Source organism: Micromonospora sp. DT47, from assembly GCF_049844475.1.
Lineage (GTDB): Bacteria > Actinomycetota > Actinomycetes > Mycobacteriales > Micromonosporaceae > Micromonospora.
In genome coordinates this window covers 125257-139552 of sequence record NZ_JBNCLC010000015.1, presented here as the reverse complement: position 1 = coordinate 139552, position 14296 = coordinate 125257, and the positions used below count along the sequence as shown (strand labels likewise).

Here is a 14296-nt window from a genome sequence, read left to right as displayed (position 1 = left end):
TGGATCAACAGCCCCGCCCGGCAAGAGCAACCCGCCCGCTAACGACAACCTGTCTCAGGTTGACTTGACAACTACCGGCCGACCCGCGCTTCACAGCGACCTACGACCGACACGGCACGGGCACAGCGGCTTTCATCTGTGACGCGATGAAGGTATATGCCGAGCGGAATCTCGGCGACTAACGGGCGTGCGAACTGACTGGTAGGGCGGGGCTGTAGCCCCGCCCTACCAGTCAACGGCCTCACACGTGACTTTCCCGAGCGCTGGTATCAATCGCCTGTACGGTTGAGGTTCCCCTAAAGGACAGTCAAGCGAAGCGGCCGCTCATCGGCACGACCGGATGCGCGACGCACGACCAGCGGCAGATGTGTGCATCTGCCGCCGCGCGCGCCGGCGCTCTGCGGCCGGCGCACGACGGCGGGCCGGCTACGGGGTGAGGATGCTGATGCCGATCATGCGAGCGCCGGTCTCGGTGCGCGGGCGGTGCGTGCTCCCCGGGGCGAACACCACGTAACTGCCCGGCCCGAGGCGCTGGCCCTGGTCGATGAACTCCCCCGACACCACGTAATAGCGTTCCTCGCACTCGTGCACGTCCACCTCGGGCCACTCCGTCCCCGGGGCGAAGTCGTACATCCACCCGCGCGCCCATTCCGTGGCCGGCAGGCGCCGCCGGATGATCCCGGGAACGACCTCCACCGGTTCGACCTCGTCGACGTGCAGGATCTGAACAGCACTGGACTCTTGCGTCATGGAGCCATCGTCGCGGCGCCAGCCGTACCCGCCCAGTGTCTGGAATGACATTCTCGGGTACTTTCCTGCCATGAGCTCTCATCGGGTGGTCGCCCTGGTCCTGCCGCCGCAATCCACATTTGAGCTGGCGTGCGCCGCCGAGGTGTTCGGCGTGCACCGCCCTGGTCTGCCCACTGGTTATGAGTTCGGCGTGTGCGCGGAGCGCCCGGGCGCCGTGCCGACCCTGGCGGGTTACGACATGGTGGTGACCCAGGGGCTGATTGCGCTCGAGGCCGCGGACACGGTCGTGATCCCCGGCTGGCAACGCCGCGAGCAGCCAGCCCCGCCCGCCGTGATCGATGCGGTACGGCAAGCCCACCGGCGCGGCGGTCGCATCGTCGCGATTTGCTCCGGCGCCTTCCTCCTTGCCCAGACCGGGCTGCTCGACCACCGCAGAGCAACCACCCACTGGCGGATGGCCGCCGAACTCGCCGCCCGCTTCCCCAACGTCCAGGTCGAGCCGGACACCCTCTACATCGATCTGGGCGACATCGCCACCAGCGCAGGCACCGCCGCCGGCGTCGACCTGTGCCTGCACCTGGCCCGCAACGACCACGGCGCCGCCCACGCCGCGCAGATCGCCCGGCACATGGTCATGCCACCGCATCGCGAGGGCGGGCAACTGCAGTACGTCGCTCCACCCCTCGCCGACCGTCCACCGGAGTCCCTGGCCCCCATCCTCGACTGGGCCGTTGAACGGCTACACGAGCCCCTCACCGTCAGCGACCTCGCCGCACAGGCCAACATCTCCCCGCGAACCCTTGCCCGGAGATTCGCCGACCAGCTCGGCCTCGGCCCCGGCCGATGGCTGCTTCAACGGCGCATCACGGCGGCCCGCGCCCTCCTGGAAGAAACCGAGCTCTCCGTCGAGACGATCGCGACCAGAGTCGGCCTGTCCACGGCCGCCAACCTCCGCAGACGCTTCCACGCCATGGTGAACACCACGCCCGCCGCCTACCGCCGCTCCTTCGGCCGCCACACCAGCGCGCGACGGAGTGGCTAAGTCACAGCACGGCACGTCACACCTCACAGGGCGACCTCGTCCTTAAAGCAAACAACCACCATGGAGCGTTCATGTTCGCCGCTTACGTCACGGTCACCATCCTCGCCTCGGTCTTCAACGGCATCGCCGCCGTCACCTACCTGATCGGCCACGACTATCCAAAGGCCCAGGCGGACATGAAGCGCGTGCCACGGTCGTGGGTACCGGTGTTGGGCATGTTGCTGGCGGCAGGCTCCTTGGGGCTGCTGGCCGGGTTCGCCGTTCCACTGTTGGGGATACTTGCCGCCGCCGGCCTCGTGCTGTACTTCCTCGGCGCGCTCATCGCGCACCTGCGAGTGGGTTCCCGCCAGCTCGTGGGATGGGCCGTATTCTTCTCCACTGCGGTGGCCGCACTAGCCGTAAACCTGAGCTACCACTGGTGACCTGTGGAGGCAGGCGGCAACATAAATCGATTCCGGCCAGCGGCGGAACGGGACCGGCAGACCCACCTTGCCTGGCCGCGTAACGCACTCTCATCGGCTACTTGTCGTTCAGCGACCGGTGAGCCGGTGCCCTGATCGCGGCAGAAGCGGATGCCTTCGCCGATTTCAGATCTTGCGTTCGGCTCCTGCGCTGCCACGCCGCCGACAGGCAGGCCTCGGCCTCGGAACCGAGGATCCGGTAGGCCGCCCCGAAGATCGCAGGTCGATGCGATTCCCAGTGGGTCTCCGCCAACGTGCCGGTCACCTCCACTCCCGAACTCCTGCACGCTCGGATCAGCGCCTTCCACGCTTTGGTATACACATGTGACGCTTCGTGGAAGGGAACCGCCGTGGGTTACGAGACCACGTTTGCCGGCCAGGTGACGATCACTCCTCCGCTGAACCACCACGAGATCGACTACCTGCTGGCGTTCGCCGAGACCAGGCACGAACCCCGGTCCACCGGCCCCTACGCCCTTGGCTACGGCGACGAGATCGAGGACGCCAGGGATCCAGACCCGAGCAAGCCCGGGTACTGGTGCAAGTGGGCGCCGACCGCCGACGGCACCGCGATCGCCTGGAACGAGCACGAGAAGTTCTACGATGCCGAATTCTGGATGGGGTACCTGGTGCACACGTTCCTGAAGCAGGACGCCACCGTCGTGCGCGAGCGGGTCGACCCGGTGCCCGGCCGGGTGTATCCGCCCGCGCTGGACAGGTTCACCTTCGACCACGTCGTCGACGGCGTCATCGAGGCCGAGGGCGAGTGGCCCGACGACCGCTGGCGTATCGAGGTGCGCGCCAACGCCGTCTACGTGGTCCGGCTGCTGACCGAACCGGACCACGCCGAGTACCCCCGCACCCACCGCGACGACTGGACCGACGAGCAGCGGGCCGACTTCGCCGCGCGGACCCGGCACAATTTCGTGTACCTGGTGCGGGACGGGCGGTTGCACGAGGTGGGCCCGGCGGACGGAACGTCGTTCGACCCGATCCCGGCCGACGTGGACTGAGCGCGGGCCCGGGGTGTCCGCGTGGGCAGGGCAGGGTTGCGTCGGCTGGTCAACGATGAACAGCTCGCCATGCTGCGGGTTCCGCAAGACCGCCGCCGGTCGCTCGGTGAGGAACCCACTCAGATGATTCCCAGCCGCGCCAGCTGCTGTTGAAGACCGAGCGTCACGGCGCATCGAGGCCCAGCGCGCACGGTCGGCGGCAGAACAGTGCACTGACCTTGACTGTGCCCCTAGCGGCTTGGTGCTCCGCCATCAGACCATCTTGACGACCTGGACGGCCCGGCGGAGGCTCAGTGGGGCCTGCCACCCCGATGCTGGCAGGATGACCAAGTGCGTCGAATCGAAGCGGAATGGGTACGTCGCCTCCCGGATTTACGGCTGGATCGTGTTCTTGCGCCACAGTCGATGGAGCCGGTGGTCAGATACCACTTATCTGACGGAACAGTAAGCGCGCTGGACGAGCAGTTGCAGCCCATCCAGCGGCTGTCCTTGGACGTGCCACCCACAGCAGAACTTCTTGCCGCAAGTCCGGACCTGGCGACCGTCGTCGTGACCGACACCCGTCGGGTCATCATCATGGCGGCAGGCCGACCAATCCCGGTCGAGATTGTGGCAGCCGATTCCGCGACGTTGCTACCGGGCGGCCGCCTGCTGGTCACCGCGCCGATACTCGAACGGCTGACGTACAAAGGCCGCGAGTACGACACCAAGGGCGAGCATCTGGTATTGCTGGTGGATCTAGGCTCGGGACATGTCCTGGACCAGGCCGTTCTAGATGCGGTGGACGCCAGTGTGACCACCGTGCCTCATCCGCACGACGGATCGGTAGTCCTGGATGCAGCCATGGGTCAGGATGGTGCTTTGATCTATGTCGCGCAGGTGCTGGACGACAGGCTCAAGGTGGCGCTTGTTGCCGAGAATGTGATCGCGGCGAGCTTCGCACCGTCCGGAGATCGCCTGCTGCTCACGCGTCACCCCAGCTTCGATAACCAGATATCCGTCCTGGAATGGCCGAGTCGGCGTCCCCTTGCTCGGCTCCACGCGGACGATATGGAAATCGAAGGTCTTGCATTTTTCCTGTACGGATGTTTCCTGAGCGACCGGCGGGTACTCCTCATGACCTACGAACACGGGCTGTTGCTGTGCACCGGCGAGCTCAATCCTGTGGGGTGGATCAGCCTGAATCCGCCCTTTCAGGCAAGGGACGTGGAGGTGTCGACAATGCGCGGTGTCGCAGAGGCCGTGTTCGGTGTTGCAGAGGACGTGTTCGCTGCCGACATCCGGGATGGGAAGTCCCTCTCTTGGACCCTTTGGCGAATCCCGCCTTCGAGAGTCGATGCAGACTGAGACGTATCGGAGGCATGTTGTCACGGAACCCGGATCGACTGCTGGCCGCGGTGTCCCCGGCCTCGCAGCCCACGCATGGCGCCTTACCCGGAGCCCTTCACGACGCACTCTATTCGGCAGATCCGGAGGGCCGCCCGGGGCCTCACCCGAACTTCGTCCATTGCCCTTCGGAGACCACCTCGACGGAGCCGTCGACGACCTTGATGGCCGTCTGTTCGTCGATGGCATAGGCCGGGACGCCGAGGTCAGCGGCCCACCGCTCCGCGTCAGCGAGGGTGTTCTCTGGGAAAGCGTCCAGGTGCGGGAAGATCGAGAAGTCGACGACTCCCAGGGTGCGGTCGTCCGGCGCGGACGGCCACTCGACGAAGTCCGTTCCGATCCGGGGCGTCATCACCATGCTTCCCGCACTCACGCCCACCCAGACCATGTCGGGCAGCGAAGGCAGCAGATCGGCCAGCCCGGACGCTCGCATCCAATGACACAGATACGTCGCGTCGCCGCCGTCGACCAGGAGCACGTCGGCCTCCCGGATCCAGGGGACCCATCGCTCCGCCCCGATGGTGGGCAACGCGGTGAGTTCCAGCACGCCCAACGACTTCCAGCCCAGGTCGCACATGGGTGACGGGCTCCGGCCGGCGATGAAACGCCAGGCCGAGGTGGGGGTGCACATGGGGTGCCCGTACTCCGCTGTGGGAATGCAGAGGGCATCGGCGTCGCCGATCGGCTTGCCGAGAAGCTGCACGAGCGCCGAGTGGATGCTGGGGTTCGAGACGCCACCTGATGTAAGCAAGAGCTTCAAGGTGCCTCCGAATTCGCGCGCGGAAGGGTGGATGTGCCTGAGACCAGGCGCCGAGCCGGGCTCATCGTAGTTCGGGTCTCCTCTTTCGGAGGTCCCTCAGATTGCCAGGCGCAATCGGCCCCGCACCCGGGTCCTACTCACACAGCACGTGCACCCGACTCAGGCACGCGGGATGCCCATGTCACGACGACCGCTCATCGAAATGTCCGGGCGCCGGGCGACCGCGAAGCACCCTACGGTGCGTGATGGCACCGCCCGCCTGCGGTCGCGCACGGTCGGCGGCAGATCCGGATAGCTCGGCGCAACGCCTGATCCCAGGTGACCGTTTCTCGAGTTCCGCGAAGCGGGGCTGACGGCCATTCGATGTGACGAGGTAGAACGCCGTGTCAGTGGTCGTGTCAGGGGTGTGTCAGGGGCGTGTCAGGCCGGATGCCGACAGTGGTCGCATGACAAGTTCGGCGATTGCAGTTTCAGGGCTGCGGAAGGCATATGGGGACAAAGTTGTGCTCGATGGCATCGATCTAGATGTTCGTGCGGGCACGGTCTTTTCCCTGCTCGGCCCGAATGGGGCGGGTAAGACGACGACGGTGAACGTGCTGACCACGTTGACGAAGGCCGACGGTGGAACGGTACAAGTTGCCGGACATGATGTCGCGACCGAGACCAAGGCGGTGCGTGCGGCAATCGGGGTCACCGGTCAGTTCGCGGCGGTGGATGAGCTGATGACGGGCCAGGAGAACCTGCAGTTGATGGCGGATCTGAAGCGTGTGGGCTCCGGCGAGGGCAGGCGGGTTGTCACGGAGTTGCTGGAGCGGTTCGATCTGGTGGAGTCGGCGCAGAAGCTGGTGTCGACCTATTCCGGGGGTATGCGCCGGAAGCTGGATCTGGCGATGACGCTGGTCGGCAAGCCACGAATCATTTTCCTGGACGAGCCGACGACGGGACTGGATCCGCGCAGCCGCCGCACGATGTGGGAAATCGTCCGCGAGTTGGTGGCCGATGGTGTAACCATTTTCCTTACCACCCAGTACCTCGAGGAAGCCGATCAGCTCGCCGACCGGATCGCGGTACTCGACCAGGGCCGCCTGGTTGCCCAGGGCACTCCCGACGACCTCAAACGCCAGGTCCCCGGCAGTCATGTCCGGCTTCGGTTCACCGACGTCGTCGAACTCGACGCGGCCGCGCGGGTCCTCACCGACTCCACGCGGGACGACGAGGCACTGGCCCTGCGGGTTCCCAGCGACGGTGGGACGAAATCGCTGCGGGCCCTGCTGGACAGGCTCGACGAGTACTCGATCAGTGCCGAAGAGTTCTCCGTCCACACACCGGACCTCGACGACGTTTTCCTCGCCCTGACGGGCCACACCACGGAGGTGGTCGCGAAATGAGCACCAAGTCCCATTCGATGGTCATGTTGCGTCGCAACTTCAAACACATCGCCCGGAATCCGACCTCGGTGTTCAACGCGGTCCTGATGCCGGTCGTGATCATGTTGATGTTCGTGTACATGTTCGGAGACGCTTTCAACGTCGGTGTCGACTACATCGACTACGCGACGCCGGGACTGATGCTGTTGGCCGTCTGTTACGGGCTGGGGGCGACCGCGACGTCGGTGAACTCCGACATGACGAAGGGCATCATCAACCGGTTCAAGGTCATGGACGTCTCCCGTGGTGCGGTGTTGGCCGGTCACGTCGTCGCCAGTCTGCTGACCAATCTGATCGCCATCGGGGCGCTCATCGGGGTGGCCTTCCTGCTGGGATTCAGCCCGTCGGCGAGTTCCCTCGATTGGCTCGGCGTGGTCGGCATCGTCGTGCTGCTCGGTTTCGCGGCCGGCTGGCTCACGGTCGCCTTGGGATTGGCGGCGAAGTCTCCGGAGACGGCGGGTCTGGCCGCCGTGCCGCTGGTCATGCTGCCGTTCTTCAGCAGCGCGATCGTACCGGCGGAGAAGATGGGGCCGGGCCTCCGGCAGTTCGCGGAGTACCAGCCCTTCACGCCGATCATCGAAACCTTGCGCGGGTTGCTCAACGGCGCACCGTCCTCCAGCGACGCGATCACCGCCATCGCCTGGTGCGTCGGCATCGCTCTCGTCGGGTACCTGTGGGCGCGTTCCACATTCAAGAGGCGCGCGTGACCTCCCGGGCGATGGCCTTCCGAGGACCGTGATCGGGCTGACCCCGAAGCCGCGAGCGACGAGCTGATACGGCGCGCGCTCGCTGGCGACGAGCGCGCGCCGCGGGCGTGCGGACCGATGCTTCACAGGCTGGGTTGGCTGAGCCGCCCACCAACAGATCAAGTATGAGACAAGCGGAGAGTTGTCATGCCTACATTCGCCACGCCAGGACCCATCGTCGCCACCGTTGTTGTCGCCGGTGCTCAGGTGCGGGTCACCGCGAGCGACCGGACCGATACCGTGGTGCTGGTCGAACCCATCAACAAGGCGAGCCGGTTGGACGTCAAGGTGGCCAACAAAACCAAGGTCGACTTCGCCGGCGGTCAGCTATCGGTCAAAACGACCGCCTCCGGGGACAAGAGCGGTTCGGTCGCCATCACGATCGACCTGCCCGCCGGCTCCAGCCTGGTTTCGTACCTGGCGCACTCGGATGTTCACGCTGACGGCTCACTTGGAGAGTGCGAGCTGCACATGGCATCGGGTCGGGTCCAGCTCGATCGCATCAACGCGCTGCAGGCGAACATCGCGGCCGGTGAGGTCACGATCGGCCACATCGCCGAGCGCGCCAACATCGACGGTGCGGCGTTCGCAATGCGGATCAGCGAGGTCAAGGACACCGTCAAGCTCTCGAGCTCGGGCGGGCAGATTTGGATCGACCACGCATCGGCCGATCTCGACCTCAGCAGTGGCAGCGGCGGTTTCGACATCGACCGCGCCGACGGCAGCGTCACCGCCAAGACCGCCAGCGGTGCCATTCGGATCGGACGAATGAGGAACGGTCATGCGAAGCTGATGAACGGCTCAGGGAACATCGAGGTCGGCATCAGCGAGGGCACCGCGGCCTCCATCGACGTCAACAGCGAGCGAGGGTCGGTGCGCAACTGGGTTCCGTCGCTGCCAAGCCCTGGCCCGTCAGACCCCAAGGTCTCGGTCCACGCCCGCACGCGGCACGGCGACATCATCATTCAACCCGCAGCAAACTGACCTGAACGCGACGGCGCCGCCATGGCGCGCCGTCGCGTTCAGGGTCAGCCGACGTCGCGATCGCCTGGTGCGTCGGGATCGCGCTCGTCGGGTACCGGTGGGCGCTTGCCACGTTCAGGAGGCGAGCGTGACGGTGACCACCTGAGACCAGCTCGTCTGCGTGCCCTCCCGAGCCGCCTCGGCGTACCGTGCTTCGCCGAGGCGGCTCCGCGCGGCCTGCTCGATCCGGGCCACATCCGGGTGGGAACGATCCGGCAGTCCGCGCACGCCGGCGCTTGCCGCGAGCAGCCGCGCGGCCTGCTCGTACTCTTCGCTGCGTAGTGCCAGGTCCGCGATCCCGACGAGTACCTGCGCGATCAGGGGTGCGTGCCCCGCCTCGGAGGCCGCCTGGCAGGCCGCCGCGTGGTGCGTACGGGCCTCGCTGAGATCGTCGGCAAGGTAGCCGAGCAGGTCGTGTGTTACCGCGCGGATGTTTGCCTGCTCCGCGTCGTTGCCCAGCATGGTTGTCGCGACGCCGAGTTGCTGGTATGCCTCCTCGGCGTTGCCGCGCCAGCGGGCGAGTTCCGCCTTCGCAAGGGCCAGCTCAGCCAGCGCATCCGGCCAGGTGACCCGTTCCGCGCACTGTTGCGCCTCGGCTATAGCAGCCGCGCTGGACTCCTCATCGCCTAGCAACCAGTACAGCTGCGCCTGTCGCGACCGCATCCGGATGACATCCTCGATAGCACCGACTTCGGTGACGACCGCGATCGCCTGTTCGTAGTGATCGCACGCACCGGCGAACTCGCCGCGCACGGCGATTCGGTCCGCCAGCTCGGTCAGGGCCATCGAGGTCCCATACCTTTCGCCGATTGCCCGGAACTCGGCGAGCGCCATCTCGAGATGCGCATCCGCATCCCGCCCGCCCTGGCCGAGCACGATCCGCATCTTGCCGAGGTGAAACCGGGCCAGTGCGCGTACCCAAGGGTCCTCGTCGTCCAGCAATGGTTCCCACGCGGGCAGGAACGCGTCCGGCGCCTGCAACATGCGTTCCAGCGGGACGACCAACCCCAGCAGCGGGTTGCGGGACTGACTACGCTGGCTGAACCGGTATGCCTTGTGGATCCACTCCGCCGCCTGGTGTTCGTCGCCCCGCCCGGAGCTCGCGAACAGCACGACGAGCGCATACACGATGGCCCGGATCTCATCGGCTACCTCGCCGGGCGTTTCGGTGGCCGCGGTGATCAGCTCGATGCCTTCGGCCTTGTGCCCGCTGAGCCACCAGTACCAGCCGGCGCCCGCCGCGAGCCGCATTGCCGCGTGCGCCTCGCCGGCCGCGAGCGCACCACGCATCGCCGAACCGATGTTGTCGTGCTCGACCTCGAGCGTGGCGAGCCATTCCAATTGCTCGGCGCGGCGAAGATGCGGCTCGGCGGTCTCGGTGAGTTCGGTGAAGTAGGCGAGATGCGCCTGGCGGGCCAGGTCCGATTCCCCCGCCTCCGCGAGCCGGTGCCCGGCGTACTCCTTGATCGTGCCGATCATCCGGTAGCGCGGTGCGCTGTCGCCCTCGGTGAGCAGCAGCGATTTCTCGGCCAGCGCGGTGAGCAACTCGAGCACCTGCTCCTGCTCGACCGCATCGCCGGCGCAGACCCGCTCGGCCGCTTCCAGGCTCGCCCCGCCCGAGAACACCGAGAGCCTGCGCAGGACCATCCGTTCGGCGTCGGTGAGCAACTCCCAGCTCCAGTCGATCACCGCGCGCAGCGTCTTGTGCCGCGGCAATGCGGTACGGCTACCGCTGGTCAGCAGGCGGAACCGGTCGTTGAGCCGGTGGGCGAGCTGATCGAGGGACATGGTGCGTAACCTGGCCGCGGCCAGTTCGATCGCCAGCGGCATCCCGTCCAGCGCCCGGCAGACGCGCACCATCGTCGACAACGTATGGGCGTCGACCCCGAGATCCTTGCGCACCGCGCCCGCCCGGTCCCGCAGCAGCTGGACGGCTGGAGAGGACTCGATCTCGCCGGGGCTGGCGTCCCCCTCCGGCACGGCCAGTGGCTCGACCAGCCACAGCGCCTCACCGGTGATGCCGAGCGGTTCCCTGCTCGTCGCCAGGATCCGCAGCCGCTGGCACTCCCCGAGCACTCGATGGGCGAAGATCGCCGCGGACTCGATCACGTGCTCGCAGTTGTCCAGAATCAGCAACGCCTCCCGCTCGCGGATCGCGGCGATGAGCCGGTCCGTCAGCTCCGCGTGCGGTGCCCCGCCGAGCAGCGCATCCCGCAGGCCGAGCCCGGCGAGCGTCGACTGCGCCACGTCACCGTCCGCGCCGATGGCTGCGAGCTCCACCAGCCAGGCCCCGTCCGGCAGGTCGCCGAGCAGCGTGCGCGCGGTTTCCGTGGCCAGCCTGGTCTTCCCCGAGCCGCCCGGCCCGATCAGGGTGGTGAGCCGATGTCCGGCGATGAGTTCGCGGACCGCGGCGACGTCAGCGTCCTTGCCGACGAAGCTGGTCAGCTCGGCACGCAGGTTGGTCTTACGCTTCTCCTCCCGCCGTCCCAACTCGCCTCGCAGCAGCGCGACGTGCAATGCGGACAGCTCCGGTGAGGGGTCGATGCCCAGCGCGTCGGCCAGTGCTTCTCTTGTGCGCTGGTACACGAGCAGCGCGTCGGTGTCGCGACCGGCCGCAACGAGGGCACGCATCAGCGCAGCGACAAGCCGTTCTCGCACCGGATGCGCGGCCACCAAGTCGGTCAGTTCCGTGACCAGCTCCACACCGTGGCCGAGGCTGACCTCCGCATCGAACCGATCCTCCAGAGCAGTCAGGCGTAGCCCCTCGATCCGGGTGACCGCCGCGTCAAACGCGGCACTATCCTGCAAACCGACGCCCTGCATGGCCGCACCGCGCCACAGTGCGAGGGCCTCGCGCAGCAGCCGTATCCGCCGTGGATCATCGTCATTCCGGACCTGGCCCGCGGTGATGAGGCGTTCGAACCGCACGGCGTCGACGGCGTCGGGTTCCACCGCCAACCGGTAGCCGTCCGTCTGCCCCTCGACCGACCCTTCCGGCAGCGCCTTCCGCAGCCGGGAAACCAAGCGTTGCAAGGCATTCGCCGCGTCGGAGGGCGGGCGCTCACCCCAAATCCAGTCGACGAGCGTCGCCTTCGGGACCACGTGACCTGGTTCGAGCGCGAGGGCGATCAACAGCCCGCGCAACCGGGCGCCCGGCACGTCGGCTAAGACGCCGTCGTCCGCGCGAACCTCGAATGGTCCAAGCATCCCGATCTGCACCTAGCAGATCTTGCCACGGGCGATTGGCAGGCCTCCAACTGCTGACGCGGCGCAGAAAGTTGCCGAGGTAATGGCCCTGGGTTGGTCACCAGCCAGGCCAACCTGCAACGCCTCGGCTTCACCATCGAACACACCCGCACGCTCTGGCCCGTTGGTCAGGCGGGAGCACGATGCGGCGTGGGTCGTTGCCTTCCTCCACGCCCGCCCGGTAGCGCTAGTCGACGCCGAGGGGCTGTAGGTCCTCGCGGTGGAACGCGTCCAGGGCGTCCTGGTCTTCGACCTCTTGCACGCACAACACGTCGGCGTTGAGGGCGGCGATGCGTCGGGCGATCCAGTTCCGCACCTTGGGGGCCTTGCCCTTGACCAGCTTGCCGCGGAAGGTGCGCAACCACATCGACTGCGGCGGGCTGACCGCTGGACGGGGCTTCCGCGGATCCGTCGGATCCGTCGGCGCTGATCTCGGCGACCAGCGGTTGAGCCACCGTGCGCGGTAGCTCGGCTTGAGGCCCCGTCCCAGCCCCGCTCCTCAGCCGAGACGGCCAACTCGACCAGGGTCCGAACATCGGCGAAGGGCCCGACGTTAGGCAGACCGACGGCGGATCGGGGCATCGCCACGACCCTAGCCAGAGTTCGCCCATCGTCCGGGGCGCGGCGGACCTGGGCCGGGCCAACTCAGCCTCGTCGGTCATCCACGGCTCACGGGACCGCCCGGGTCTCAACCCGGGTGGACAGAGCCACGACGAGCGGCCGTCACCGGTCGTGGCGGTCGTCAGCCGGCTGGAGGGGCGGCTCCGGTGGCTCGGGGGACTGGTCGGGCTGACCGAGCTGCGCGACATGGGTCGGGTCGAGGACCCGGGAGAGGAATGAGCGGGTCCGTTCGTGCCGCGGCGCGCCGAGCACCTCCTGCGGCGGCCCCTGCTCGACCACCACGCCACCGTCCATGAACACGACCCGGTCGGCGACGTCCCGGGCGAACGCCATCTCGTGGGTGACCACCATCATCGTCATGCCGTCCTCGGCCAGCTTGCGCATGACGGTGAGCACGTCGCCGACCAGTTCCGGATCGAGCGCGGAGGTCGGCTCGTCGAAGAGCATCAGCTTGGGGTCCATCGACAGCGATCGGGCGATCGCCGCCCGCTGCTGCTGCCCGCCGGAGAGCTGCGCCGGGAACGCGTCGGCCTTGTCGGTCAGGCCGACCCGCTCCAGGTTGTCCCGCGCGATCCGCTCGGCCTCCGCGCGCCCGCGCCGGAGCACCCGGCGCTGGGCGATGGTGAGGTTGTTCAGCACGGTCAAATGCGGGAAGAGGTTGAACGACTGGAAGACCATGCCGATGCCGCGGCGTACCGAGTCGATCTCGACATCCGGGTCGGTCAGCTCGATCCCGTTCACCCAGATCTTGCCGGCGGTCGGCTCCTCCAGCAGGTTGACGCACCGCAGCAGCGTCGACTTGCCGGACCCGGACGGCCCGATGACGCAGACCACCTCGCCGTGGCCGACCTCGAAGTCGATGCCCTTGAGCACCTCGAGCGGCCCGAAGGACTTGTGCAGGTCGCGGATCTCGACGGCGGGCCGGGGTTGGGTAGTCGTCATGTGGATCACCGGGCCTTGGCGTAGCGGAGTTCGAGGCGTCGTACCACCTGGGAGAGGGGCAGGGTGATGGCCAGGTAGGTGAGGCCGGCCACCAGCAGCGGGGTGGCGTTCACCCGGTCGTTCAGCGTGTCCCGACCGAACTTGGTGACCTCGATGGTCTGCGCTGTCACGCCGAGCACGTAGGCGAGCGACGAATCCTTGGTGAGCAGGATGAGTTCGTTCGTCAGCGGCGGGATCACGACCCGGAACGCCTGCGGGATGACGATGGTGCGCATCGCCGTGAAGTGCGACATGCCGAGGGTGCGCGCCGCCTCCATCTGTCCCTTCGGCACGGCCTGGATACCGGCCCGGATGGTCTCGGCCATGTACGCCGCGGCGGTCAATCCGAGACCGATCGCGATCGAACCGAACACGCCGCCCGGAATCTCCCGCTCCGGGAAGGCGATCGGAATGCCGTACCCGACGAGGAAGAGCACCAGCAGCGCGGGCAGACCCCGGAACAGTTCGATGTACGCCGTCGCCACCCAGCGGTACGGAGCCACCCGGGACAGCCGCATCAGCGCGAGGATGGTGCCTAGCACGAGGCCGAAGGCGAACGCACCCAGCGTGTAGAGGATCGTGTTGCGCAGCGCGACGGTGATGATCGTCGGGAACATCGACTCGATGATGTCGACGCGGAAGAACGCCGCTCTCAGCCTGCCCCAGTCCGCGCCATAGATCACCGCGGCAATGATGGCGATGAAGGCCAGGTACTGGAGCGAGAGGGACAGCCGCTCTCGCTGTCGGCGTCGCAGCTTCACGGTTCGACGCTCCTTGCTACGCGGAGGTTGCCTACGCGGAGGGCGCGCCAGGCGCGCGCCCTCCTGCCACGAGCTTCAA

General features: G+C 67.3%; 14 protein-coding genes and 1 pseudogene. 8 read left to right on the top strand and 7 right to left on the bottom strand.

Annotated elements, in window-relative coordinates:
- Positions 1 to 89 precede the first annotated feature (89 nt).
- A pseudogene (locus ACLQ2U_RS22085) lies at positions 90 to 182 on the top strand (hypothetical protein); the annotation flags it as partial.
- Positions 183 to 426: 244 nt separating this feature from the next.
- Here ACLQ2U_RS22085 and ACLQ2U_RS22080 read toward each other — a convergent pair.
- Complete coding sequence (locus ACLQ2U_RS22080) at positions 427 to 750, bottom strand: cupin domain-containing protein (RefSeq protein WP_425752628.1); 324 nt, start codon at positions 748 to 750, stop codon at positions 427 to 429.
- Between the two features lie 85 nt (positions 751 to 835).
- On the opposite strand from ACLQ2U_RS22080, the gene ACLQ2U_RS22075 reads away from it, so the two are divergent.
- Together ACLQ2U_RS22075 and ACLQ2U_RS22070 are read left to right on the top strand one after the other, a co-directional pair.
- Positions 836 to 1792, top strand: a complete 957-nt coding sequence (locus ACLQ2U_RS22075; RefSeq protein ID WP_425752627.1) for a helix-turn-helix domain-containing protein — start codon at positions 836 to 838, stop codon at positions 1790 to 1792.
- Between the two features lie 71 nt (positions 1793 to 1863).
- Entirely contained in the window at positions 1864 to 2214 is a 351-nt protein-coding gene (locus ACLQ2U_RS22070; RefSeq protein WP_425752626.1) for a DoxX family protein, read from the top strand.
- Between the two features lie 97 nt (positions 2215 to 2311).
- On the opposite strand, the gene ACLQ2U_RS22065 is transcribed toward ACLQ2U_RS22070, so the two are convergent.
- Entirely contained in the window at positions 2312 to 2518 is a 207-nt protein-coding gene (locus ACLQ2U_RS22065; RefSeq protein WP_425752625.1) for a hypothetical protein, read from the bottom strand.
- 85 nt (positions 2519 to 2603) lie between these two features.
- On the opposite strand from ACLQ2U_RS22065, the gene ACLQ2U_RS22060 reads away from it, so the two are divergent.
- Complete coding sequence (locus ACLQ2U_RS22060; protein WP_425752624.1) at positions 2604 to 3266, top strand: hypothetical protein; 663 nt, start codon at positions 2604 to 2606, stop codon at positions 3264 to 3266.
- Between the two features lie 330 nt (positions 3267 to 3596).
- Positions 3597 to 4613, top strand: a complete 1017-nt coding sequence (locus ACLQ2U_RS22055; protein WP_146231323.1) for a hypothetical protein — start codon at positions 3597 to 3599, stop codon at positions 4611 to 4613.
- A 142-nt stretch (positions 4614 to 4755) separates the two neighbouring features.
- Here ACLQ2U_RS22055 and ACLQ2U_RS22050 read toward each other — a convergent pair whose 3' ends face one another.
- The gene (locus ACLQ2U_RS22050) at positions 4756 to 5412 is read right to left on the bottom strand and encodes a Type 1 glutamine amidotransferase-like domain-containing protein (protein WP_425752623.1); all 657 of its coding nucleotides are present in this window, start codon (positions 5410 to 5412) and stop codon (positions 4756 to 4758) included.
- Positions 5413 to 5858: 446 nt separating this feature from the next.
- On the opposite strand from ACLQ2U_RS22050, the gene ACLQ2U_RS22045 reads away from it, so the two are divergent.
- From ACLQ2U_RS22045 to ACLQ2U_RS22035, 3 genes are all read left to right on the top strand, one after another.
- Positions 5859 to 6800: an ATP-binding cassette domain-containing protein gene (locus ACLQ2U_RS22045; RefSeq protein ID WP_425752622.1), complete on the top strand. Its 942-nt coding sequence runs from the start codon at positions 5859 to 5861 to the stop codon at positions 6798 to 6800.
- The gene (locus ACLQ2U_RS22040) at positions 6797 to 7546 is read left to right on the top strand and encodes an ABC transporter permease (RefSeq protein WP_425752620.1); all 750 of its coding nucleotides are present in this window, start codon (positions 6797 to 6799) and stop codon (positions 7544 to 7546) included. Before ACLQ2U_RS22045 ends, ACLQ2U_RS22040 begins: the two co-directional genes overlap by 4 nt.
- Before the next feature lie 186 nt (positions 7547 to 7732).
- Positions 7733 to 8569, top strand: coding sequence for a DUF4097 family beta strand repeat-containing protein (locus tag ACLQ2U_RS22035; RefSeq protein ID WP_425752619.1), 837 nt, complete (start codon positions 7733 to 7735; stop codon positions 8567 to 8569).
- Positions 8570 to 8683: 114 nt separating this feature from the next.
- Here ACLQ2U_RS22035 and ACLQ2U_RS22030 read toward each other — a convergent pair whose 3' ends face one another.
- The 4 genes from ACLQ2U_RS22030 to ACLQ2U_RS22015 form a co-directional block, all read right to left on the bottom strand.
- Positions 8684 to 11827, bottom strand: coding sequence for a BTAD domain-containing putative transcriptional regulator (locus tag ACLQ2U_RS22030; protein ID WP_425752618.1), 3144 nt, complete (start codon positions 11825 to 11827; stop codon positions 8684 to 8686).
- A gap of 214 nt (positions 11828 to 12041) precedes the next feature.
- Complete coding sequence (locus tag ACLQ2U_RS22025) at positions 12042 to 12221, bottom strand: hypothetical protein (protein ID WP_425752617.1); 180 nt, start codon at positions 12219 to 12221, stop codon at positions 12042 to 12044.
- Positions 12222 to 12577: 356 nt separating this feature from the next.
- On the bottom strand, positions 12578 to 13417 hold the full coding sequence (locus ACLQ2U_RS22020) for an amino acid ABC transporter ATP-binding protein (RefSeq protein WP_425752616.1): 840 nt from the start codon (positions 13415 to 13417) through the stop codon (positions 12578 to 12580).
- A gap of 5 nt (positions 13418 to 13422) precedes the next feature.
- Positions 13423 to 14217 (bottom strand): amino acid ABC transporter permease, encoded by a 795-nt coding sequence (locus ACLQ2U_RS22015; RefSeq protein ID WP_425752615.1) that lies wholly within the window; start codon positions 14215 to 14217, stop codon positions 13423 to 13425.
- Between the last annotated feature and the right edge of the window lie 79 nt (positions 14218 to 14296).

Coding starts and splice junctions, on each gene's coding strand:
- ACLQ2U_RS22080 (WP_425752628.1), bottom strand. CDS start 750: ATGACGCAAGAGTCCAGTGCTGTTCAGATCCTGCACGTCGACGAGGTC.
- ACLQ2U_RS22045 (WP_425752622.1), top strand. CDS start 5,859: ATGACAAGTTCGGCGATTGCAGTTTCAGGGCTGCGGAAGGCATATGGG.
- ACLQ2U_RS22070 (WP_425752626.1), top strand. CDS start 1,864: ATGTTCGCCGCTTACGTCACGGTCACCATCCTCGCCTCGGTCTTCAAC.
- ACLQ2U_RS22035 (WP_425752619.1), top strand. CDS start 7,733: ATGCCTACATTCGCCACGCCAGGACCCATCGTCGCCACCGTTGTTGTC.
- ACLQ2U_RS22040 (WP_425752620.1), top strand. CDS start 6,797: ATGAGCACCAAGTCCCATTCGATGGTCATGTTGCGTCGCAACTTCAAA.
- ACLQ2U_RS22025 (WP_425752617.1), bottom strand. CDS start 12,221: ATGTGGTTGCGCACCTTCCGCGGCAAGCTGGTCAAGGGCAAGGCCCCC.
- ACLQ2U_RS22020 (WP_425752616.1), bottom strand. CDS start 13,417: ATGACGACTACCCAACCCCGGCCCGCCGTCGAGATCCGCGACCTGCAC.